This is a genomic window from Streptomyces sp. GMY02 (assembly GCF_019056675.1).
Taxonomy (GTDB): domain Bacteria; phylum Actinomycetota; class Actinomycetes; order Streptomycetales; family Streptomycetaceae; genus Streptomyces; species Streptomyces odonnellii.
In genome coordinates, this window is record NZ_CP077658.1 from 5,931,045 (window position 1) to 5,952,108 (window position 21,064).

General features: G+C 69.7%; 19 protein-coding genes. 10 read left to right on the plus strand and 9 right to left on the minus strand.

Translation table 11 applies throughout. The features are described from left to right. Window positions 1-2 precede the first annotated feature (2 nt). Window positions 3-473 carry a GNAT family N-acetyltransferase gene (locus KQY30_RS25160; protein WP_217308778.1) on the minus strand — a complete coding sequence of 157 codons (471 nt, stop codon included), beginning with the start codon at window positions 471-473 and terminating at the stop codon, window positions 3-5. 86 nt (window positions 474-559) lie between these two features. On the opposite strand from KQY30_RS25160, the gene KQY30_RS25165 reads away from it, so the two are divergent. Beyond that, the gene (locus tag KQY30_RS25165) at window positions 560-1,024 is read left to right on the plus strand and encodes a MerR family transcriptional regulator (RefSeq protein WP_217308779.1); all 465 of its coding nucleotides are present in this window, start codon (window positions 560-562) and stop codon (window positions 1,022-1,024) included. Window positions 1,025-1,030: 6 nt separating this feature from the next. After that, entirely contained in the window at window positions 1,031-2,050 is a 1,020-nt protein-coding gene (locus KQY30_RS25170) for an aldo/keto reductase (RefSeq protein WP_217308780.1), read from the plus strand. A gap of 136 nt (window positions 2,051-2,186) precedes the next feature. Here KQY30_RS25170 and KQY30_RS25175 read toward each other — a convergent pair whose 3' ends face one another. From KQY30_RS25175 to KQY30_RS25205, 7 genes are all read right to left on the minus strand, one after another. Next, window positions 2,187-3,413, minus strand: a complete 1,227-nt coding sequence (locus KQY30_RS25175; protein ID WP_217308781.1) for an acyltransferase — start codon at window positions 3,411-3,413, stop codon at window positions 2,187-2,189. Further along, window positions 3,410-4,588 (minus strand): alpha/beta hydrolase, encoded by a 1,179-nt coding sequence (locus KQY30_RS25180; protein WP_217308782.1) that lies wholly within the window; start codon window positions 4,586-4,588, stop codon window positions 3,410-3,412. Before KQY30_RS25180 ends, KQY30_RS25175 begins: the two co-directional genes overlap by 4 nt. 232 nt (window positions 4,589-4,820) lie before the next feature. Then, window positions 4,821-5,504: a response regulator transcription factor gene (locus KQY30_RS25185; RefSeq protein WP_217308783.1), complete on the minus strand. Its 684-nt coding sequence runs from the start codon at window positions 5,502-5,504 to the stop codon at window positions 4,821-4,823. Beyond that, window positions 5,501-6,919 (minus strand): sensor histidine kinase, encoded by a 1,419-nt coding sequence (locus tag KQY30_RS25190; RefSeq protein WP_217308784.1) that lies wholly within the window; start codon window positions 6,917-6,919, stop codon window positions 5,501-5,503. The genes KQY30_RS25185 and KQY30_RS25190 overlap by 4 nt, the downstream gene beginning before the upstream one ends. A gap of 119 nt (window positions 6,920-7,038) precedes the next feature. Next, the gene (locus KQY30_RS25195) at window positions 7,039-7,953 is read right to left on the minus strand and encodes a DUF4429 domain-containing protein (RefSeq protein ID WP_217308785.1); all 915 of its coding nucleotides are present in this window, start codon (window positions 7,951-7,953) and stop codon (window positions 7,039-7,041) included. A 156-nt stretch (window positions 7,954-8,109) separates the two neighbouring features. Continuing rightward, window positions 8,110-9,336 carry an alpha/beta hydrolase gene (locus KQY30_RS25200; protein WP_217308786.1) on the minus strand — a complete coding sequence of 409 codons (1,227 nt, stop codon included), beginning with the start codon at window positions 9,334-9,336 and terminating at the stop codon, window positions 8,110-8,112. A gap of 273 nt (window positions 9,337-9,609) precedes the next feature. After that, complete coding sequence (locus tag KQY30_RS25205; protein WP_217311309.1) at window positions 9,610-10,299, minus strand: TetR/AcrR family transcriptional regulator; 690 nt, start codon at window positions 10,297-10,299, stop codon at window positions 9,610-9,612. A gap of 166 nt (window positions 10,300-10,465) precedes the next feature. On the opposite strand from KQY30_RS25205, the gene KQY30_RS25210 reads away from it, so the two are divergent. Both KQY30_RS25210 and KQY30_RS25215 read left to right on the plus strand, forming a co-directional pair. After that, a complete protein-coding gene (locus KQY30_RS25210) occupies window positions 10,466-12,070 on the plus strand; it encodes an MFS transporter (protein WP_217308787.1) in 1,605 nt (534 codons plus the stop codon). A 184-nt stretch (window positions 12,071-12,254) separates the two neighbouring features. After that, window positions 12,255-12,632 carry a peptidase inhibitor family I36 protein gene (locus tag KQY30_RS25215; RefSeq protein ID WP_217308788.1) on the plus strand — a complete coding sequence of 126 codons (378 nt, stop codon included), beginning with the start codon at window positions 12,255-12,257 and terminating at the stop codon, window positions 12,630-12,632. 116 nt (window positions 12,633-12,748) lie between these two features. Here KQY30_RS25215 and aceE read toward each other — a convergent pair whose 3' ends face one another. Continuing rightward, on the minus strand, window positions 12,749-15,493 hold the full coding sequence (aceE, locus tag KQY30_RS25220) for a pyruvate dehydrogenase (acetyl-transferring), homodimeric type (RefSeq protein ID WP_217308789.1): 2,745 nt from the start codon (window positions 15,491-15,493) through the stop codon (window positions 12,749-12,751). A gap of 541 nt (window positions 15,494-16,034) precedes the next feature. Between aceE and KQY30_RS25225 the strand changes: the two genes are divergently transcribed. The 6 genes from KQY30_RS25225 (at window position 16,035) to KQY30_RS25250 (ending at window position 21,024) form a co-directional block, all read left to right on the plus strand. Then, the gene (locus KQY30_RS25225; RefSeq protein WP_066944466.1) at window positions 16,035-16,472 is read left to right on the plus strand and encodes a DUF3052 domain-containing protein; all 438 of its coding nucleotides are present in this window, start codon (window positions 16,035-16,037) and stop codon (window positions 16,470-16,472) included. A 380-nt stretch (window positions 16,473-16,852) separates the two neighbouring features. Continuing rightward, on the plus strand, window positions 16,853-17,365 hold the full coding sequence (locus tag KQY30_RS25230) for a peroxiredoxin (RefSeq protein ID WP_217308790.1): 513 nt from the start codon (window positions 16,853-16,855) through the stop codon (window positions 17,363-17,365). A gap of 152 nt (window positions 17,366-17,517) precedes the next feature. Beyond that, complete coding sequence (locus tag KQY30_RS25235; protein WP_217308791.1) at window positions 17,518-18,093, plus strand: TerD family protein; 576 nt, start codon at window positions 17,518-17,520, stop codon at window positions 18,091-18,093. 215 nt (window positions 18,094-18,308) lie between these two features. After that, window positions 18,309-18,884, plus strand: coding sequence for a TerD family protein (locus tag KQY30_RS25240; protein ID WP_046502757.1), 576 nt, complete (start codon window positions 18,309-18,311; stop codon window positions 18,882-18,884). A gap of 51 nt (window positions 18,885-18,935) precedes the next feature. Continuing rightward, a complete protein-coding gene (locus tag KQY30_RS25245; protein ID WP_046502755.1) occupies window positions 18,936-20,075 on the plus strand; it encodes a DUF475 domain-containing protein in 1,140 nt (379 codons plus the stop codon). A gap of 211 nt (window positions 20,076-20,286) precedes the next feature. Then, on the plus strand, window positions 20,287-21,024 hold the full coding sequence (locus KQY30_RS25250; protein WP_217308792.1) for a Tellurium resistance: 738 nt from the start codon (window positions 20,287-20,289) through the stop codon (window positions 21,022-21,024). The last annotated feature ends 40 nt before the right edge of the window (window positions 21,025-21,064 follow it).

Sequence of the window (21,064 nt, forward strand, 5' to 3'; positions counted from 1 at the left end):
ACTCAGAAAGTCAGTCTCATGGAGGGATCGGGAGTACGGACGAACCCCAGCGACGCGTACAGCGGCTCGCCCTCCTGGGACGCGTGCAGATCGATCTTCCGTACACCACGCTCCCGGAACCAGCCGAGCAGCGCCTCCATGCACGCCCGCGAATAACCGCGTCGGCGCAGCTCAGGATCGGTGGCGACATTGAAGACATAGCCGAGGGCGCCCGTGGGGTTGCCGGGACCGCCGAGCCGGTACTCGATCGTGCCGGTCGCACAGGCGGCCAGCCCGCCCGGCCGGTCCGGGGTGTCGACGACGAACGCGATCAGGGTGGGATCCGGGTCCGCGAGCCTCTTCCGCAGGGTCTCGGCCGTGGACGCCTGCCAGCCGGTGTCGGGGACCGGCCCGCGGATGGAGTCGAGCATGACCTTGCGGAGTCGGACCAGTTCTTCGGCGTCTGCGGGCACTGCCCGGCGTGCTTGGCTCATGGCCCCGAGTCTCGTCCACTCCGCCACGAAACTCGTATCATTTTCCGCTTGCTTCGAGTGCACTCAAGGGATCTAGCGTTGAACGTATGACGCTGACCGAGAGCAGCCCGGCCGAGACCGATCGTGTGGAGCAGTGCGCCGCGGCGCCGCGGCGGCATCCACGCCCCGACGGCCAGGACCGCTACACGATCAGCGAGGTCGCCGCCTACACCGGACTCACCGCGCACACCCTGCGCTGGTACGAGCGGATCGGTCTGATGCCGCATGTCGACCGCTCGCACACCGGGCAGCGCCGCTTCAGCAACCAGGATCTGAACTGGCTGGCCTTCGTCGGCAAACTGCGGCTGACCGGGATGCCGGTCGCGGACATGGTCCGGTACGCCGAGCTGATCCGGGTGGGCGACGAGACCTTCGAGGAGCGGCAGGAACTGCTGGAGCGTACCCGGCGCGATGTGCTGAACCGGATCGCGGAACTCCAGGACACCGTCGCCGTGCTCGACCACAAGATCGGCTTTTACGCGGACGCCCGCTGGGCGTCGGAGAGGTCCTGAATCCCGATGAGCGAGAACACGATCGACACGGTACGGCTCGGGGCGGGCGGCCCGGAGGTCGGCGTCCAGGGGCTCGGCTGCATGGGCATGAGCTTCGCGTACGGGCCGACGGAGGACCCGGACGAGGCGCGGGCCACCCTGGAACGCGCGCTGGAACTGGGCGTGACGCTGTACGACACGGCGGACGCCTACGGCGCGGGCGAGAACGAGAAGTTCATCGCGCCGTTCGTACGGGCGCACCGCGACGAGATCGTGGTGGCCACCAAGTTCGCGCTGAGCATCGACCCGGCCGACCGCACCAAGCGCGTGATCCGCAACGACCGGCCGTACCTCCGGCAGTGTGTCGAGGGCAGCCTCCAGCGTCTCGGTGTGGACGAGATCGACCTCTATTACATGCACCGGCGCGATGTGAACATCCCGATCGAGGAGACGGTCGGCGCCATGGCCGAGCTGGTGGCCGAGGGGAAGGTCAAGCATCTGGGGCTGAGCGAGGTCACCAGCGGTGAGCTGCGCGCGGCCCAGGCGGTGCACCCGATCGCGGCCCTACAGTCCGAGTGGTCGCTCTTCAGCCGGGACATCGAGGCGAAGGTCGTCCCGGCCGCCGTCGAACTCGGCGTCACGCTCGTGCCGTACTCGCCGCTCGGCCGCGGCTTCCTGACCGGCTCGTTCGTCAACGCCGAACAGGAGCTGGGCGCCGACGACTTCCGCCGCCAGCAGCCCCGCTTCACCGGGGACAACGCCGCCGCGAACGCCGCGCTGCTTGAGCCGGTGCGCAGGATCGCGGAGGCGCGGGAGGCCACGCCAGGGCAGGTCGCGCTCGCTTGGGTGCAGCAGCGGGCGGCGGTGTACGGGCTGCCTGTCGTACCGATTCCGGGGACGCGGAAGCGGAGCCGGGTCGAGGAGAACGTGGCGGCCACGCGGCTGGTGCTGAGCGAGGACGAGCTGCGGGTGCTGGAGCCGATCGCGGGGCAGGTGGCGGGGGGACGGTACGCGGACATGGCGTTCACTTCGGCGGGGCGCGAGTAGCGCGAGTAGTACGTAGCCGGGGCAGCCGCCGTCGGCCGCTGCCCCGGCCGGCGGCTGCCCCGGCCGGGCGGATGCTCGGCCGGGGCTTTCGGCTGTGGCGCCTTGGGCTGTGACGCTTTGGGTCGGCGCGGGCGGCTCATGCCAGGCCGAGGGCGAACACCGCGAAGCCCGCCGCCAGCAGTCCCGCTGCCGCGCGGCGGGCTTTTGTCGTGCGGGTGCCGCTCGCCCAGGGGCCGTCGAAGCGGCGCGCGTACCGCCCGATCAGTACGAGCAGGACGGCGAACAGCGGCATCCAGGCGAGCCTGGCCGCGATCCAGACGAGCGAGTCGGGGGTGGCCGTCAGACCGGGCAGAGTGCCGAGGCCCGTCGCCGTACCGAGGAGGGAGCCGGGCACGGCGGCGGCGAGCATCGCCGTCTGGTGCCAGCACAGGATCGTCATCGCGGAGAGATTGATGACGACGACCGGCGCCCACAGGGCAGGCTTCTTCAGCAGCCGTCCGATCCGGTCCCGCAGCAGGATCGCCGCACCGCTCTGCGCGGCGGCGAGCGCCAGAACCAGCAGGGACGGCGGATGCGAGTTGGTACGGGCCTCGCCCGGGACACCGACCATCGACGCCGGATAGTGGAAGACCACCAGCAGCGCGGCGAACAGCAGCGTGCCGCCGATGAGCAGGACCCGGGCCCCGCGCCGGCCGATTCTCCCCTCGCCCCAGGACACTCCGAGCTGATAGGCGAAGAGCCAGCCCGGCAGGATGTTCACCATGCTCAGCCAGGACGGCATGGTGTCGGCATACGGTCCGTAGCGCAGGAAGTCGACGATCGCGACGGTCGTCAGCAAAGGGACAGCGGCCCAGGCGCCCAGCGTATGTGCGGCGCGCACACAGTACGGAGTGAGCGCGGTGACCACGGTATAGACGCCCACGAACCACAGGGGCTGGATCACCAGTGTCGATCCGGTGTGCAGGGTCGTGGCCGGCACACCGAGCGCGTACAGCACCGGGATCAGCGCCGCCCAGACGGCCGTCACGCCGAGGACTGGCCTGCCCAGCCGCACCACGCGCTGCCGTAGCCAGGCGGCGGTGGTGGAGGTGCGCCTGCGGTACGACAGGACCGAGGCGTAGCCGCCGACCAGGAAGAAGATGCCCAGCATCTGGAGCACCCAGCTCACGGGGGCGAAGCCGCCGAAGGCGGAGAGCGGGCTCGCGTTGTGCAGGGCGCCGCCGCTGTCCAGGGTGAAGCCGCCGAGCAGCCAGTGCCCGGTCGGTACGGCGAGCAGCGCGAGCGCGCGCAGCCCGTCGATCGCGCGGTCGCGGTGGGCGGGGGTCCGTGTCTCGATCTTCGCGATGGTCCCGGCGAGCGTCATCGGGTCCCTCCGGAGGTGGCGGGGGTGAGTGCGACCGGGCTCTGTGTGGTGCGGCGCCATGTGGTGCGGCGCCATGTGGTCCGGGGCCGTATGGCGCGGGGCCGTGTGGTGCGGGCCCATGTCGTCCGGGCCCATGTGGTGCGGCCTTCCGCGATCGCGGCGAAGGCGCGGAGCGAGTCGGTGCCGGGGGCGAAGTAGCCGGCGTGGCCCCGGGCTTCGGTGGCCGGCACCCGGCGGGCGCCGAAGGCGGGACCTGCCGGGTCGGCCCCGTGTCCCAGGCCCGCGAACTCGACGTTCGGGATCCTGGAGATCCAGTCGGAGGAGTTCTTGGTGGCCCAGACGCGCGCCTCGGTGTGGAGATCCACCACAGATCCGGCCCGCATACCGGGTGAGCCGAACACAACGATGTCCGAGGCGTGCACCTCATGGGCGGCGAGCCCGCAGACCACCGAGCCGTAGCTGTGGCAGAACAGCACGGGCTTCGCGGCTCCCACCGCGGCGAGCCCGCGGGTGAACCGCGCCAGCCGCCCGGCCCCCGCCTCCGCGAGATCACCGGTGGCCACGTCAAGACCGACCCCGACCGGGGTCGTGTAACCGACCCAGGCGATCACGGCGGTACGGCCGCCCGTCGCGGCCCGCAGCGAGGCGGCCATCCCGGCCGGGGTGCCGTAGCGGTCCTTCGTACGGTCGAAGGTCCCCGCGTCGATGCCCGAGCCCGGTACGACGACCGACACATGGCGGGCACCGGCCAGATCCCCGTACACCTCGGCGACCTGGCCGCGCCCGCGTGGATCGAAGGCGAGGATCTGCCGGCCGGGTGCCGCGAGCCGCTTGTACCGGGGGTCGCGTTCGGCCCGTACCGCAAGGGAGTTGGCCTCGTACCGCAGCGCGACCGGCACCCCGTCGAGATTGCCGACGACCAGCGGATGGCGGCGCAGGAGCCGCTGCCGCTGACGGGAAGTCAGCTCGGCGAAGAAGCGGGCCACCCGGGCGGGGGAGGCGGTCGCGGGATCGGGGAGCGGGCGCCCGAGCGAGCCGTCCGCGAGCCAGGCGGCACTGCCGGGCGGTGGCCCGGTCACCGGCCGCTGCGCGTTGCCGGAGGCCCAGCCCGCCGTCCCCCCGACCATGGCCGTCGCCAGTGCGACGGCGACCAGGGTCCTCTTGAAGCGCCGCATATGTGTCTCCTTCTGCTGCTCGTCCTCGATCGGGGCGAGCAGGAAGGTAAGGAGACGGTCTGCGCGGGAGCGTCACACCGGGGTGCCAACCAGCGGGTGATACCGGAGTAGGGGTGGTGCTGTTCCGAGGCCGATTCGGTGGCCGTGCCGTGCGGCGCCACGCCGTGGTGCGGTGCCGCGGTGCCGTGCCGTGCGTCGCGTTGGAGTGGAGTGGGGTGGAGTGGTGCGGGGCTCAGGCGGTCGCGTCGCCCGGGGTCACCAGCCCCGACTCGTACGCGAAGATCACCGCCTGCGCGCGGTCGCGCAGTCCGAGCTTGGCCAGGACCCGGCCGATATGGGTCTTCACCGTCTGTTCGGCGACCACAAGACGGCCGGCGATCTCCTGGTTGGACAGGCCCTTCGCGATCAGTTCGAGCACCTCGGTCTCCCGGGGCGTCAGCCCGCGCAGCCGCAGGGCAGGGCCCTTGCGCGGCGCGGGCCGCTGCTGGGCGAAGTCCGCGATCAGCCGCCGGGTCACGGACGGCGCGAGCAGGGCCTCTCCGGCGGCGACGATCCGTACCGCCGCGATCAGATCGGCCGGGGGCGCGTCCTTGAGGAGAAAACCGGAGGCTCCGGCGCGCAGCGCCTCGTACACGTAGTCGTCCACGTCGAAGGTGGTGAGCATCAGCACCCGGGGCCGGTGGATCACCCCGGCGGGCGGGTTCAGCACCTCGCGGGCCGCGGCCAGCCCGTCCATCTCCGGCATCCGGACATCCATCAGGACCACATCCGGGTGGACGGAACGGCTCAGCTCGACACCCCGGCGGCCGTCCGGCGCCTCGCCCGCCACATCGATGTCGGCCTGCGCGGACAGCAGCGCGGCGAACCCCGCGCGCACCATGGCCTGGTCGTCGACGATGATCACGCGGATGGTCAAGGAGTGTCCTTCGCAGCGGTGGGACTTGCGGGGCCGGCGGGACCGGTGATGCCGGTCGTGCCGCTCACGGAACCCGTGGTGGGGCTCACGGAACCCGCGGCGGTGGTGGTGTCGACGGTTAGCGGGAGCCTCGCGGCCACCCGGAAACCGCCGTCGGGCAGCGGCCCGGTGTCCAGGGTGCCGCCGGTCAGCCGTACACGTTCCCGCATACCCACCAGACCGTGCCCGGTCCCCGTGGTCTCCAGCGGTGAAGTGCGGGCGGCGGCCGGTTCGTTGACGACCAGAACGGTCAGCCAGTCACCGTCCGAGGCCACCGAGACCCGGGTCCGCGCGCCGGACGCGTGCCGCACCACATTGGCGAGGGCCTCCTGCACGATCCGGTACGCGGACAGATCCACGGCCGACGGTACGGGGCCCAGCTCGGCCGGCAGCGACAGTTCGGCCGGCACCCCGGCCCGTACCGTCGCCTCCACGAGCTGCTGCACCCGGTCGAGACCGGGCTGGGGCGCCCGCTCGCCGGCCGTGTCCTCCCGGCGCAGCACCGTCAGCAGCCGCCGCATCTCGGCCAGCGACTCCCGCGCGCTCGCCGCGATCGATTCGAACTCCTCCTGGGCCCGCGGCGACAGGTCCGGCAGCCGGTACGGAGCCGAGTCGGCCTGCACGGTGATCACCGACATATGGTGTGCGACCACATCGTGGAGTTCACGGGCGATACGGGTGCGCTCCTCCAGCAGGGTGCGCCGGGCGCGTTCCGTCTCGCTGATGTTCTCCTGCTCGGCGAGCCGCCGCTGCACCTCGCCGCGTTCCCGCAGCACCGCGCCGAGCAGCAGGATGACCCCGCTGAGGACGAAGAGCAGTATCGCGCTTCCGTTACTGCGGTCGGACGCCTCGGCATGCAGCACGAGTCCCGCCAGTCCGGTCGCGCACCATACGGCGATCACGGTGCGCCGGGTCTCGCGCAGCGCGAGCGCGAGCATCAGGAAGAGATAGCCGACGATGACGGGCGGGGTCCATGGCCATATGTCGTACTTCTGCTCGGGCTCCGTCAGCAGGGCCACGGCACCGAGGATGTCCGCGGTGAAGATGATCCACCAGGCTTGCAGCGGCCGGTGCGCCAGCATGAGCAGCGGCGCCGCCTGCGCGACCCCGATCGCTCCGGCGACACCGCCGTTCAGTCCGTACTCGGTGGTGAGGAGGGCGATGGTGCTCGGGACGAGCGCGGCGGTGAGCGCCAGGACGATCCCGTACGGCAGCAGCCGCTGCCAGAGCCGCGGCGCGTCCCCGAACAGGGGCGTCGGCGGATGGGAGGGATGTGCCAGGCCCCGTGCCAGTTCGCGCGCGTTGCGGCGCGCGGCACTGAGCAGACCGTCGGTCTGCGGTGGCGATGGCGGGGGCGGTGGCGACGTGTGGGACATGACCGGGCCAGCCTAGGCAGCCGGTGGCACATGGGCGTCATACCGGGGAGCTGGTAGGAACGTCATACCGAGGTATGAGATCCAGTGTTCCCGGGCAGCGGTGCGGGCCACTGCCCGCGTCACAGCTCCGCCAGCAGTTCCGCCTTCTTCGCCGAGAACTCCTCGTCCGTCACCAGACCCGCCTGGTGCAGCTCGCCGAGGTGCCGGATCCGGTCGGCGACATCCGCCGGGTCGCGGCGCAGGGAGGTCACGGCGGACACCGGCACCGTGGCCCGGTTCGGCGCCGCGTTCTGCACCGCCGCGAGGACGGCCGCCGCGAAGGGGAGGGACTCGTGCACCGGTCCGTAGCCGAGGCCGAAGACGACCGCCGCCGGGTCGTGGTCCGCCTGCGCGGGCTGCGGTTCCGTCCCCGTACTCGTACCCGTACCGGCACCCACCCCGGCCGCGTCCCGCCGCAGCAGCCGCAGATAGCCGTCGAACAGCTCGGGGGAGCGCCACTCGACCCCCAGCAGATCGCCGACCGGGAGGCTCTGGTCACCGGCTTTCCACTTGGTGGTGGACGCGCCCGTCCAGAACCAGCGGAAGGACACCCGGTCCCCGTCGAAATAGGCCTTGCCGTCGAACGCCTTGAAGTGCAGCGGAGGCGCCGGCGCGGCCACCAGATAGCGCTCGGCCGGCTCCTCCGCGTCCCGTACGGACCGGGCCAGCGCGGCGCGCAGCTCATCGGCGTAGTACTCCGCGAGGGTGTCGCGCTCGCCGGGCAGCACCAGCCGGTAGGGGTCGCCGCTCTCCCTGAGCTGTCCGGCCGCGGCCTCCACCAGCGGGTCGGCCCCGGCCCTGGGCACGGCACGCAGCACGACCGTCCCGCGCTTCCCCGGTGTGACCGTCACCGACGACAACGCCTCATGGGGGATACGTCGTTCGCCGAGCGCCTGGAACAGCTTCGGCGTCCTGTTCCCCCGTTCGAAGCGGATGAGCACGGAGTCGCTTTCGAACTCCCAGGTGGCATGAATCCCCGCGAGCACATCACCCATGTGCCTCATCGTAGGCGGCGGGCGCCCGCGCGTCGCCTGCCTCAACGGACGAATTCTACGCGCGTGGGGTGTGCGCCACCGGCGCTTGTCCGATCAAGTGACTGACACCGGATCAGGCGCCCGGGTGGTTTGGCGCACCGCGCATCCGGCCGGATGTCAGGCCTGGCCCGCTCCGCTTCCGGCCGCCTCGGAGATTCCGTTCACACAGTCGGCGTCGCCGTCCGCGCAGCTCACCGTGGTGTACGAACCGACGCCGATCTCCGCGAAGTTGTCGAGGCTCTCCGTCCCCGGTTGGAAGTAGCCGCTGTGTCCGGCGGCGCCGGACGCCGAGAGCACCCGGGCCCCGAAAGCGCGTTCCACCGGGTCCGCGCCGTGCCCGAGACCGCCGACCGCGAGATACGGAACGTCCTGAATCCAGTCGTCGTGGTCCCGCATGGCCCACACCCGGGCGTCGGTACGGAGCTGTCCCGCGTTCCCCACCCGCATCCCGGGGCTGCCCGCGACCGCCACGTCGACGACCCGCGCGGGCAGGGCGCGCGCGGCGACCCCGCACACCACCGAGCCGTAACTGTGGCAGAAGAGCGAGATCCTGGAGGTCCCCGGCAGTGCGCGGGTCAGCGCGGCGAGCCGTACGGCACCCTCCTCGGCGAGCTTGCCGATCGCCGCGTCCATGCCGAGCCCGGCGGGCGAGGTGTAGTCGGCCCAGGCGATCACCGCCGTACGCGCGTCGGGATCGGCGGCGCGCTCCGCGGAGTAGAGCGACTCGGCCATGCCCACCGGCGCCGTGTACCAGCGCTCCGTACGCTCGAAGGTCAGCACGTTCGTGTCGACACCCGGTACCACGACCGAGACCCGCTCGGCGCGTTCGAGATCACCGAGCACCTCCGCGGCCCGGCCCTTGCCCGACGGGTCGAACGCGAGGATCTGCCGGTCGCCGCCGAGCATCGACTCGTACCGGTGCATCCGGCGGCCCGCCTGTCTGCGGCCGTCGCTGGAGAGTCTGCTGTCGTGCATACGGCGCTCCTCCACCGTGCGCGCGCGCATCAGGGCCAGCCGGTTGGCGCGGTAACGCAGCGACACCGGCGCGCCGTTGAGATTGCCGACGACCAGCGGATAGGTGGTGGCGAGGCGTTCCTGCTCGGCGGCGGTCAGGGAGGCGAAGAAGGCGGCGAGCCGCTTCGGTGAGGAACGGGGGCTCGGCAGCTGCCGTACGCCTGTCCGGCCACGCTCCCAGGCGTCGAGCGCGGCCTGGAGGGGCTCGCCGGGACCGCGCTGGCGCTGGACGGCGGTCCAGCCGGTGGTCGACAGCAATACGAACACGACGGCGAGAGCGAGCAGGGCGCGCCATACGTTGAGGGAGGGAGAGGAATCGAAGGAGGTCACTGTTTACCAGACTAGGACGGGCGCGGGAGGCCTCGCGACGTGGGTGACGGGGATCACGGACGGGTGAGGGTTGAACCGAAGGTAACCGCACCGGGCGTACAAGAGAGGCGCACGCTCGGCGCGTTGCGGGCAGATGGCGGACCGTACGGGCATACGGGGGATCAGCTCGCTTACGCGGTCCGGGGGTTCCGGACGGCGCACGCGGGTGATGCGGCGCACGGGCGGACGTACTCGGGTGGACGCACTCGGGCGGACGTACCCGGGCTGGTGTACTCAGGCCGATGTACGAGTCGTACGAGGGGCCGGGCCGCCGGCCGTACCGGGCGTCCGCCAGTTCTCGGTGAGCGCGGGCCGGAGATGGTCGATGCAGCACTCGGACATCGCGCGCAGGGCGTCCAGACCGGTGTCCTGCCCCTTGCCCCAGAGCCGCCCGGTCATCCGCATCACCCCGGTGAACGCGGCGACGATCACCCGGGGCCGTGGATCGGTGTCCACATCGAGCCCCTCGCGGTCGGCGACGAGCCGCGAGAGCCCCTCCTCCAGCTCGACGGAGCGGCGCAGATGGACGGCGAGCAGGGCCGGGGTCGACTCGATCATCCGGTACGTCCGCATGTACAGCTCGACCGGTACGACCGATTCGATGGTCTCGCCGACCGTGGTCCAGGCGGAGGCGACGGCGTTGCGCATGGCCTCCATCGGGCCCTCGGCGGGCGGCCGTACGCGCAGCGCCTCGACGAACTTGCTCTCCACCATCTCCACCACGGCGAGGGCGACGTCTTCCTTGCTGGCGTAGTAGCGGAAGAAGGTGCGCTGCGAGACGTCCACGGCGTGCGTGATCTCGTCGATCGTGGTCTGCTCGTACCCCTGGGCGGTGAACCGTTCGAGTGCCACGCGCAGCAGGGCGTCTCGGGTGCGCTGCTTCTTGAGGGCGCGCAGTCCGGTCGGCTGTTCAGCCGCGGATATCCGCTCCTGCCCGGCGGCTGTGTCCTGCCCGAGGGTCACCGAATGGTCCTCATTCCACCGCTTTCCGCATTTTTCGCCCTGCTCAGCCGATCTGTGAGCTACGTGACAGTTACCAACTTGTGAAATGGTTTGTCAATTGTCAGTGGCTGACATTAGCGTAACCCGTATGACTAGTCAGACCGTCGACAAGGCGCCGCAGAGCCCGGAACACCCGGCGCCAGCGCCAACCAAGGGACTGCGTGGGCATCCCTGGCTGACCCTCTTCTCCGTGGCGATCGGCGTCATGATGGTGGCGCTCGACGGCACCATTGTCGCGATCGCGAACCCTGCCATCCAGAAGGACCTCGGCGCCACTTTCGCCGATGTGCAATGGATCACCAACGGCTACTTCCTCGCCCTCGCCGTGGCCCTGATCACCGCGGGCAAGCTCGGTGACCGCTTCGGCCACCGGCAGACCTTCCTCATCGGCGTCGTGGGCTTCGCCGCGGCCTCGGGCGCCATCGGGCTGTCCGACAGCATCGCCCTGGTGGTCGTCTTCCGAGTGCTCCAGGGCCTCTTCGGCGCGCTGCTGATGCCGGCCGCGCTCGGCCTGCTGCGGGCCACCTTCCCCGCCGAGAAGCTCAACATGGCCATCGGTATCTGGGGCATGGTCATCGGTGCCTCCACCGCGGGCGGCCCGATCCTCGGCGGTGTGCTCGTCGAGCACGTGAGCTGGCAGTCCGTCTTCTTCATCAATGTGCCGGTGGGCGTGATCGCCCTGGTCTTCGGCGTACTGATCCTCAAGGACCACCGGGCCGAGAACGCCCCGAGGTCCTTCGACATCCTCGGCATCGTGCTGCTCTCGGCCGCGATGTTCTGTCTGGTCTGGGCGATCATCAAGGCACCGGTCTGGGGCTGGGGTTCCGGTACGACCTGGCTCTTCATCGGCGTCTCGCTGGCCTGCTTCGCCCTCTTCGCCTTCTGGGAGACCCGGGTCAAGGAGCCGCTCATCCCGCTGGGGCTCTTCCGCTCCGTACCGGTCTCGGCCGGTGTGGTCCTGATGGTGCTGATGGCCATCGCCTTCCTCGGCGGGCTGTTCTTCGTCACCTTCTATCTGCAGAACGTGCACGGCATGGGGGCGGTCGACAGCGGTCTGCGGCTGCTGCCGCTCACCGGCATGATGATCGTCGGCTCGCCGCTGGCGGGGGTGCTGATCACCAAGGTGGGACCGCGGGTCCCGCTGGCCGGCGGTATGGCCCTCACCGCGGCCGCCATGTTCGGCATGTCCACGCTGGGCACCGAGACCGGCACCCTCACCATGTCGGTCTGGTTCGCGCTGCTCGGCCTGGGTCTGGCGCCGGTCATGGTGGGCGCGACCGAGGTCATCGTGGGCAACGCCCCGATGGAGCTGTCCGGAGTGGCCGGCGGGCTCCAGCAGTCCGCCATGCAGATCGGCGGCAGCCTCGGTACGGCCGTCCTGGGCGCCGTCATGGCCTCGAAGGTCTCCAACGACCTGCCGGGCAACTGGTCGGGCGCCGGGCTGCCCCCGCTCACCGGCGCGCAGGCCGACCAGGCGGCCGAGGCGGTCCAGGTCGGCGTCGCTCCCGTGGCGCCGGGCACCCCCGCCGCGATCGCCGAGAAGATCACCGGCGTCGCACACGACACCTTCATGTCCGGCATGAGCCTCGCCTGCCTGGTCGCCGCCGGTGTGGCGACCGTGGCGATCTTTGTCGCGCTGCTGACGAAGCGTGGAGACAACGCGGACGCGGCGGGCGGAGGGGTGCACATCTGAGGTCAGCCCCGGGGTTACCGCGCGTCAACTCAGCACCCGGAACAGCCCTGCCGGAAGGTTCCGGCAGGGCTGTCGCCTATCTGGGTGGACGGTGCCATGGACCCTTCCCCCGGCGCGGCAGCGCAGGCCAGAGTGCTGGTGACCGATATCGCACCACACGGGGACCGAACGGGGACCGATCCATATGCGCAAGATCATGTTCTGTACCGCGGCCGGCGGGATGCTGGCCGTCGCCGCCCTGCTGCCGCAGAGCGCCGCCTCGGCGGCTCCCTCGCCCCGCCTCGGGGCATGCGCCCAGGGCGAGCTGTGCCTCTGGGCGGGCGAGGACTTCCGGGGCACGCGGCACACCTACGAACTGGCCGGCACGGAGATCGGGAGCTGCGTCCCGCTGGCGACCGGCGTCACCGTCCAGTCGCTGGCCAACCGCACCGGCCGCAATGTGACCACCTATCAGTCCGCCGAGTGCGACGAGACGGGGGACTTCGAGACCTACCCGGGCAAGGGCACCTGGGTGCCCGGCTCGCCGTACCGGGTACGGGCCTTCAAACTCTGGGAACGCTGACCGTGCCGTCGGTACCGACCGTGCCGTCGGCCGTGACAAGGGCCGGGCACAGCGGGACCGGCGGTGTTCCCGCCGGTCCCGCCGCCCTCGGGGGCGTCTTCCGGTGGGGGCGGCCGTCAGGCGTCGCCGCCCGCCGTGCCGGGGTCCGCGGCCGACGCGTCCAGCAGCCGGTAGCGGTCCACGGCCTGCTTGAGCACCGAGCGGTCGACCCGGCCGTCCTTCGCCAGCTCGGTCAGTACCCCGAGCACGATCGACTGCGCGTCGATGTGGAAGAAACGGCGGGCCGCGCCGCGCGTGTCGGCGAAGCCGAAGCCGTCCGCGCCCAGCGACTGGTACGAGCCCGGCACCCAGCGCGCGATCTGGTCCGGCACGGACCGCATCCAGTCGGAGACCGCCACGAACGGACCCTCCGCGCCGGAGAGCTTCCGCGTCACATACGGGACGCGCTGCTCCTCCTCCGGGTGGAGCAGGTTGTACCGCTCCACCTCGACGGCCTCGCGGCGCAGCTCGTTCCAGGACGTCGCCGACCAGACGTCGGCCCGTACGTTCCACTCCTCGGCCAGCAGCCGCTGCGCCTCCACCGCCCAGGGCACGGCCACTCCGGACGCCATGATCTGCGCCGGGACCGCGCCCCGGTCGCCGCGCCGGAAGAGGTGGATGCCCTTGAGGATGCCCTCCACGTCGACATCGGCCGGCTCGGCGGGGTGCTGGATCGGCTCGTTGTACACGGTGAGGTAGTAGAAGACGTCCGGGCTCTCGCCGGGCGCGGGCTGTCCGTACATCCGGCGCAGCCCGTCCTTGACGATATGCGCGATCTCGAAGCCGTACGCCGGGTCGTAGGCGACACAGGCCGGATTGGTCGAGGCCAGCAGATGCGAATGGCCGTCCGCGTGCTGGAGGCCCTCACCGGTCAGGGTCGTACGGCCGGCGGTCGCGCCCAGCACAAAACCCCGGGCGAGCTGGTCGGACATCTGCCAGAACTGGTCACCGGTCCGCTGGAAACCGAACATCGAGTAGAAGACATAGACCGGGATCAGCGGCTCGCCATGGGTCGCGTACGCCGAGCCCGCCGCGATCAGCGACGCCGTGCAGCCCGCCTCGGAGATGCCGTCGTGCAGCATCTGCCCGGTCGGCGACTCCTTGTACGCGAGCAGCAGCTCACGGTCCACGGCCTCGTACTGCTGGCCCAGCGGGTTGTAGATCTTCGCGCTCGGGAAGAACGAGTCCATGCCGAAGGTGCGGTACTCGTCGGGGGCGATCAGCACGAACCGCCGGCCGATCTCCTTGTCCCGCATCAGGTCCTTGAGCAGCCGGACGAAGGCCATGGTGCTGGCGATCGCCTGCTGGCCCGAGCCCTTCTTGACCGCCGCGTAGGCCGGGTCCCCGGGGAGGTCCAGCGGCTTCGCCCGGACGATCCGGGTCGGCACATACCCGCCCAGCGACTTGCGCCGGTCGTGCATGTACTGGATCTCCTCCGAGTTCCGGCCCGGGTGGTAGTACGGCGGCGCGCCGTCCTCCAGCTCCCGGTCCGAGATCGGCAGGTGCAGCCGGTCGCGGAAGCCCTTGAGATCGGAGACCGTCAGCTTCTTCATCTGGTGGGTCGCGTTGCGGCCCTCGAAGTTCGGCCCGAGGGTCCAGCCCTTGACCGTCTGCGCCAGGATCACCGTCGGCTGGCCCTTGTGGGCCTTCGCCGCCGCGTACGCCGCGTACACCTTCCGGTGGTCGTGGCCGCCGCGGCCCAGATGCAGGATCTGGTCGTCGGTCATGTGCTCGACCATGGCGCGCAGCCGCTGGTCGTCGCCGAAGAAGTGCTCCCGGATGTACGCGCCGGTCTCGGTGGCGTACGTCTGGAACTGCCCGTCCGGCGTGGTGTTCAGCCGGTTGACCAGCACACCGTCCCGGTCCTGGGCGAGCAGCGGGTCCCAGGAGCGGTCCCAGACCAGCTTGATCACATTCCAGCCGGCGCCCCGGAACTGCGACTCCAGCTCCTGGATGATCTTGCCGTTGCCGCGCACCGGGCCGTCGAGCCGCTGGAGATTGCAGTTCACGACGAAGGTCAGATTGTCCAGGCCCTCCCGGGCGGCGATGGAGAGCTGGCCCAGCGACTCGGGCTCGTCCATCTCGCCGTCGCCGAGGTACGCCCAGACATGCGAGGCGGAGGTGTCGGCGATCCCGCGCGCCTCCATATAGCGGTTCATCCGCGCCTGGTAGATCGCGCCGAGCGGACCGAGGCCCATGGAGACGGTCGGGAACTCCCAGAAGTCCGGCATCAGCCGCGGGTGCGGATAGCTGGACAGCCCGTACGGAGCCTTCGACTTCTCCTGGCGGAACGCGTCGAGCTGCGCCTCGCTCAGCCGGTCCAGCAGAAACGCGCGGGCGTAGATACCGGGGGAGGCATGGCCCTGGAAGAAGATCTGGTCGCCGCCGTCCCCGCGGTCCTTGCCCCGGAAGAAGTGGTTGAAGCCCACGTCGTAGAGGGAGGCGGAGGAGGCGAAGGTGGCGATGTGGCCGCCGACGCCGATCCCGGGGCGCTGCGCCCGCGAGACCATCACGGCCGCGTTCCAGCGGGTCGCGTTGAGGATCTTGCGCTCGATCTCCTCGTTGCCGGGGAAGAACGGCTCGTCCTTGGTGGCGATGGTGTTGACGTAGTCCGTGCTGCGCATCTCGGGCACGGCCACGCGCTTCTCCCGCGCGCGCTCGATCAGCCGGAGCATCAGATAGCGGGCGCGCTCGCGGCCCCGCTCGTCGACAGCGGCGTCGAGCGAGTCGAGCCACTCCTGGGTCTCTTCGGGATCGAAGTCCGGGACCTGGCTGGGCAGGCCGCCAATGATGATCGGATTGCGATCGGATCCGGAAGCCACGCTTGTCCTTCGCTGTTCGGTCGTGTCGTGCCCCTGCACGCATCGATGCGGTGCACGCCGTCGGATGACTGCTGTTACGAGGGCCCGGGCATCCGAGGGTGTCTCACCGGAGCCCCCCAGGGAGTGGGCACGTACGCCGCCTCCATCGTGTACCGCTGGGCAGGAAACGTCATCTCTACCGGGGGGTAACGAGGAATATCCGGAGAATCCCGCCCCGGGCCCGGGCTTCACGCCGGTTCTCGCGTCGGTCAAATCGCAACCTTACGCCCAAGCCGACTATGTGTTTCGTTCGGCCGTTCGGACCTGATTGACGTATGGAACCGGCATAACATGGCGAAGGAGGAGCAAACGTATGGCCCGCGTTACAGGACACGGTGGCGAAGTGGCAGGAGATGCGGTGAAGAGCCCCGGAACGTCACCGTTTCGGCGGTCTCGGCGGCCGGGTACTTGCGCGATCCGCCCCGCCCGTGTGGACTACGGCCAATGCCCCGCGTGCGCGCGGGTCTGAAGCATTTTCCGAAACATGATCAGGAGGCAATCCGTGAGCGCGACCGCGGACCACGCGGAGGAACGGACCAACCTTGCCGCACGGCTGGGGTTCGAACCCGGACAGGTGGTCCAGGAGATCGGCTACGACGACGACGTCGAGCAGGAGCTCCGCGAGTCCATCGAGGCTGTCATCGGCCAGGAGCTCGTCGACGAGGACTACGAGGACGTGGCCGACGCCGTCCTCCTGTGGTTCCGTGACGAGGACGGCGACCTTACGGACGCGCTGGTGGACGCCATCGGTCTGATCGAGGAGGGCGGCGCGGTCTGGCTGCTGACGCCCAAGACCGGCCGTGATGGCTACGTCGAACCGAGCGACATCAACGAGGCCGCCCAGACCGCGGGCCTGTCCCAGACCAAGAGCATCAATGCTGGCAAGGACTGGACCGGCAGCCGGCTCGTCACCCCCAAGGCGGCGAAGTCGAAGCGCTGACCCCGGGCGCCTCACGGAAGGCGCAAGACGCGGCAGCGCACCCAGAGCGGCCTTGAGGGCCCCCGCCGATCTTTCGGCGGGGGCCCCGCGCGTCCCCGTACCGCTCCGGGCCTGTCTTCCCGCGAGCCGGGCGAGACCTTGCGGACACGCCCTAGGCCCTGTCCGGCGGATCTTCGCGGGCCCGGAACGCCTGGCACGGCACCTCGCTGCGTTGTCGGAGTCGTCCAAGTACGTCCAGTACGAGGACGATCCTCCGCCTTGCGATCCACCGCACCAGCCGCCCCGGGCTGATCCACGAAGATCCGCCGGACAGGACCTAAGCTGGGCGGCCTCAGGCGGCACGGCAGAGGCATGGCAGGCGACGCGGAAGGACGTATCCCATGGCGATCGAGGTCGGCGCTCCCGCCCCGGACTTCGAACTGAAGGACAACCACGGGCGGACCGTGCGGCTGTCCGACTTCCGGGCGGCGGAGGGCGGTGCCGGGGCGGACGCCGAGGGCGGTGCCGGCGGCGCGGGCGGCGGGAAGAACGTGGTGCTGCTCTTCTACCCCTTCGCCTTCACCGGGGTCTGCACCGGCGAGCTGCGCGCCCTGCGCGACGCGCTCCCCTCGTTCGCCAACGACGACACCCAACTCCTCGCCGTCTCGAACGACTCCATCCACACCCTGCGCGTCTTCGCCGAGCAGGAGGGCCTCGAATACCCGCTCCTGTCGGACTTCTGGCCGCACGGCGAGATCTCCCGCGCGTACGGCGTCTTCGACGAGGAGAAGGGGTGCGCGGTGCGCGGTACGTTCATCCTGGACAAGCAGGGCGTCGTGCGCTGGACCGTCGTCAACGGCCTGCCGGACGCCAGGGACCTCAACGACTACGTCAAGGCGCTCGCCGCGCTCTGACCGGGTGGCCCCGGGCCGGCCGGGGCGAGCCGGCCGCCCTCTGAACCATCCGAAATCGCCCGGTGGCGGGGAACCGGTCACTAGGATCCAGTCGTTGATCCGATGCAACGCTTCAGGGGCAGCGCCGCCCCGAGAAACCATAGGGAGGACTCGTGGGAGTCAGCCTCAGCAAGGGCGGAAACGTCTCGCTGACCAAGGCCGCGCCCAACCTGACCGCGGTCACCGTGGGTCTGGGCTGGGACGTCCGTACGACCACCGGCAGCGACTTCGACCTCGACGCCAGCGCCCTGCTGACCAACGCCGAGGGCAAGGTCGCCACCGATGGCAACTTCGTCTTCTTCAACAACCTCAGGAGCCCGGACGGGTCCGTCGAGCACACCGGTGACAACCTCACCGGTGAGGGCGAGGGCGACGACGAGGCGATCAAGGTCAATCTGGCCGCGGTCCCCGCCGATGTCGACAAGATCGTCTTCCCCGTCTCGATCTACGAGGCGGAGAGCCGCCAGCAGTCCTTCGGCCAGGTGCGCAACGCGTTCATCCGCGTCGTCAACCAGGCCGACAACAACGAGCTGGCGCGGTACGACCTGAGCGAGGACGCCTCCACGGAGACCGCGATGGTCTTCGGCGAGCTGTACCGCAATGGCGCCGAGTGGAAGTTCCGCGCCATCGGGCAGGGGTACGCCTCCGGTCTGCGCGGCATCGCGCAGGACTTCGGAGTCAACGTCTGAACCGCTCGTCTTTCCGTGTCCGGCGCCGCACACTTCTGTGCGGCGCCGTACGCGTCTCGCATTCGTACGGGGAGGGGTCCGTACGGGTTCGGGCACACCGGCCGTCGCATCGGTACGGATACGAACGGCATGAACAGGGTTTGAAGGGGCAGGACGTCAGGCGCGTCTTGACCTCGCTGTACAGCACCACATCACCTCGGGGAGGACTCACCATCATGGGCGTCACACTCGCCAAGGGAGGCAATGTCTCCCTCTCCAAAGCCGCACCTAACCTCACCCAGGTGCTGGTCGGGCTCGGCTGGGACGCGCGTTCCACCACCGGAGCGCCCTTCGACCTCGACGCCAGCGCCCTGCTGTGCCAGTCGGGCCGGGTGCTCGGCGACGAGTGGTTCATCTTCTACAACAATCTGACGAGCCCGGACGGGTCCGTCGAGCACACCGGTGACAACCTCACCGGTGAGGGCGAGGGCGACGACGAATCCCTGCTGGTCGACCTCTCCAAGGTGCCGGCGCACTGCGACAAGATCGTTTTTCCGGTCTCGATCCATGAGGCCGACAATCGCGGCCAGACATTCGGCCAGGTCAGCAATGCCTTTATCCGGGTCGCCAACCAGGCCGACGGTCAGGAACTGGCGCGGTACGACCTCAGCGAGGACGCCTCCACGGAAACGGCGATGATCTTCGGCGAGCTGTACCGGTATGGCGGCGAGTGGAAGTTCCGGGCCGTGGGACAGGGGTACGCGTCGGGGCTGCGGGGCATCGCTCTAGACTTCGGGGTCAACGTTTCGTAAAGCAGTGCTCTGCGCGGGGGAATACCCGTTAATCACCAGATGGGGTAGCCAGTGATCCTGAAAACCTTCGGCTGGTCGTTCGCCATTACGGCGCTCGGCCTTGCCTTCGCGGCCTGGCAGTGGGGGTGGGAGGCGTTCGGGATCGTACTGATCCTGTCGATCCTTGAGATCTCCCTGTCGTTCGACAACGCGGTTGTCAACGCAGGGGTGTTGAAGAAGATGAATGCCTTCTGGCAGAAGATCTTCCTCACGGTCGGCATCCTCATCGCGGTGTTCGGTATGCGGCTGGTGTTCCCCGTCGTGATCGTCGCCATCAGTGCCAAGGTCGGACCGATCGACGCCGTACAGATCGCGCTCGACGATCCCGACCGGTACGAGGCGCTGGTCACCGACGCCCACCCGGCCATCGCCGCCTTCGGTGGCATGTTCCTGCTGATGATCTTCCTCGACTTCATCTTCGAGGAGCGGGACATCAGGTGGCTGAACTGGCTGGAGCGCCCGCTGGCCAAGCTCGGCAAGGTCGACATGCTGTCGGTCTGCGTCGCGATGATCGTCCTGCTGGTCACGGCGCTCACCTTCGCCACCCACGCGCACACCAGCTCCGGCTACCAGGACAAGTCCGCCACGGTACTGCTCGCCGGTGTCGCGGGTCTGATCACCTATCTCGTGGTCGGCGGGCTCTCGGGCTACTTCGAGAACCGGCTGGAGGAGCAGGAGGAGCAGGAGCAGGAAGAGGAGGAGAAGGCCAAGGCCGAGGGCAAGCAGATCTCCGCGGTCGGTCTGGCCGGCAAGGCCGCCTTCTTCCTCTTCCTCTACCTTGAGGTGCTGGACGCGTCCTTCTCCTTCGACGGGGTCATCGGCGCCTTCGCCATCACCAACCACATCTTCTGGATGGCGCTGGGCCTCGGCATCGGCGCGATGTACGTCCGGTCGCTCACTGTCTATCTGGTCCGCCAGGGCACCCTCGACGACTACGTGTATCTGGAGCACGGCGCGCACTACGCGATCGGTGCGCTGGCCGTGATCCTCCTGATCACCATTGAGCACTCGATCAATGAAGTCATCACAGGTTTGATCGGTGTTGTCCTGATTGCTGCCTCTTTCTTGTCGTCCGTGCGCAGGAACCGGGCGCTGGAAGCAGAGGGCGGCGGCAAGGACCCGGACGACGACAAGGAGCCGCTGCACGTCTGAGGTGGCGCCGTACGTCTGAAGCGTGCTCCGGTGAGCCCTCTGGTGAGCCGGTCCTCCGGGTGTGACCAGGAGGGGTTTTCGGGAACGCTCTGAATGGGGCGGCCGTGAGGCGGAAGCCTGGCGGCCGCCCCATCGTTCGGTGTACTGACGGGCACCGGCGTCGGCCGACGGGGCCGACGGCGGCCGAGTGGAAGACAGGGGTGGGGCGGGCATGGCCTTCTGGGACAATCTGTGGCAGGGAAGGGCGTCGGATTTCGATTCGGGCAGCGCGGGCTCCAACTCCATCGAGCTGACCCGACGGCGTCCTTCGGTGTCGCTCACCAAGCAGGGCGCGGCCACGGGCAATCTGCGGGTCAATCTCTCCTGGCGGATGCGCAGTTCCGACATCGAGGGCCGGTCACGGCAGAGCAGCTCGCTGCTGCGGCATCCCTTCAAGCTCTTCAAGCCCGATGTGGTCCAGGCCCATACCCAGGGCATGGTCAATGTGGACCTCGATCTGGGCTGTATGTACGAGCTGACGGACGGCAGCAAGGGCGTGGTGCAGCCGCTGGGCGGCTTCTTGGGGGACCTCAACGATCCGCCGTACATCAAGCTCAGCGGCGACGACCGGTTCGGCTCGGGCTCCGGCGAGACGATCTATGCCAATCTCGACCACTGGGAAGAGATCAAGCGGCTGCTGTTCTTCGTCTACATCTACGACCAGACGCCGGCCTTTGACCGTACGCACGCGCATGTGACGCTCTACCCGAGCAGCGGGCCGCGGATCGAGATCGAACTCGACGAGGACGCGCCCCAGGCGCGGTCCTGCGCGGTGTTCTCGGTGCAGAACGTCAAGGGCGAGCTGATCGTGCGCCGCGAGGTGAAGTTCGTGTACGGCTTCCAGGCGGAGCTGGACCGGCTGTACGGCTGGGGCCTCCACTGGGGCCGCGGCTACAAGACGAAGACCTGAGCGGGCGGCCATGGGCGGGGGCGGCCGGGACTCAGGGGCT

Bases quoted from the DNA above. Each gene is read 5' to 3' on its own strand.
- KQY30_RS25160 (WP_217308778.1), bottom strand. From the start codon at position 473: ATGAGCCAAGCACGCCGGGCAGTGCCCGCAGACGCCGAAGAACTGGTC.
- KQY30_RS25165 (WP_217308779.1), top strand. From the start codon at position 560: ATGACGCTGACCGAGAGCAGCCCGGCCGAGACCGATCGTGTGGAGCAG.
- KQY30_RS25170 (WP_217308780.1), top strand. From the start codon at position 1,031: ATGAGCGAGAACACGATCGACACGGTACGGCTCGGGGCGGGCGGCCCG.
- KQY30_RS25175 (WP_217308781.1), bottom strand. From the start codon at position 3,413: ATGACGCTCGCCGGGACCATCGCGAAGATCGAGACACGGACCCCCGCC.
- KQY30_RS25180 (WP_217308782.1), bottom strand. From the start codon at position 4,588: ATGCGGCGCTTCAAGAGGACCCTGGTCGCCGTCGCACTGGCGACGGCC.
- KQY30_RS25190 (WP_217308784.1), bottom strand. From the start codon at position 6,919: ATGTCCCACACGTCGCCACCGCCCCCGCCATCGCCACCGCAGACCGAC.
- KQY30_RS25195 (WP_217308785.1), bottom strand. From the start codon at position 7,953: ATGGGTGATGTGCTCGCGGGGATTCATGCCACCTGGGAGTTCGAAAGC.
- KQY30_RS25210 (WP_217308787.1), top strand. From the start codon at position 10,466: ATGACTAGTCAGACCGTCGACAAGGCGCCGCAGAGCCCGGAACACCCG.
- KQY30_RS25215 (WP_217308788.1), top strand. From the start codon at position 12,255: ATGCGCAAGATCATGTTCTGTACCGCGGCCGGCGGGATGCTGGCCGTC.
- KQY30_RS25230 (WP_217308790.1), top strand. From the start codon at position 16,853: ATGGCGATCGAGGTCGGCGCTCCCGCCCCGGACTTCGAACTGAAGGAC.
- KQY30_RS25240 (WP_046502757.1), top strand. From the start codon at position 18,309: ATGGGCGTCACACTCGCCAAGGGAGGCAATGTCTCCCTCTCCAAAGCC.
- KQY30_RS25250 (WP_217308792.1), top strand. From the start codon at position 20,287: ATGGCCTTCTGGGACAATCTGTGGCAGGGAAGGGCGTCGGATTTCGAT.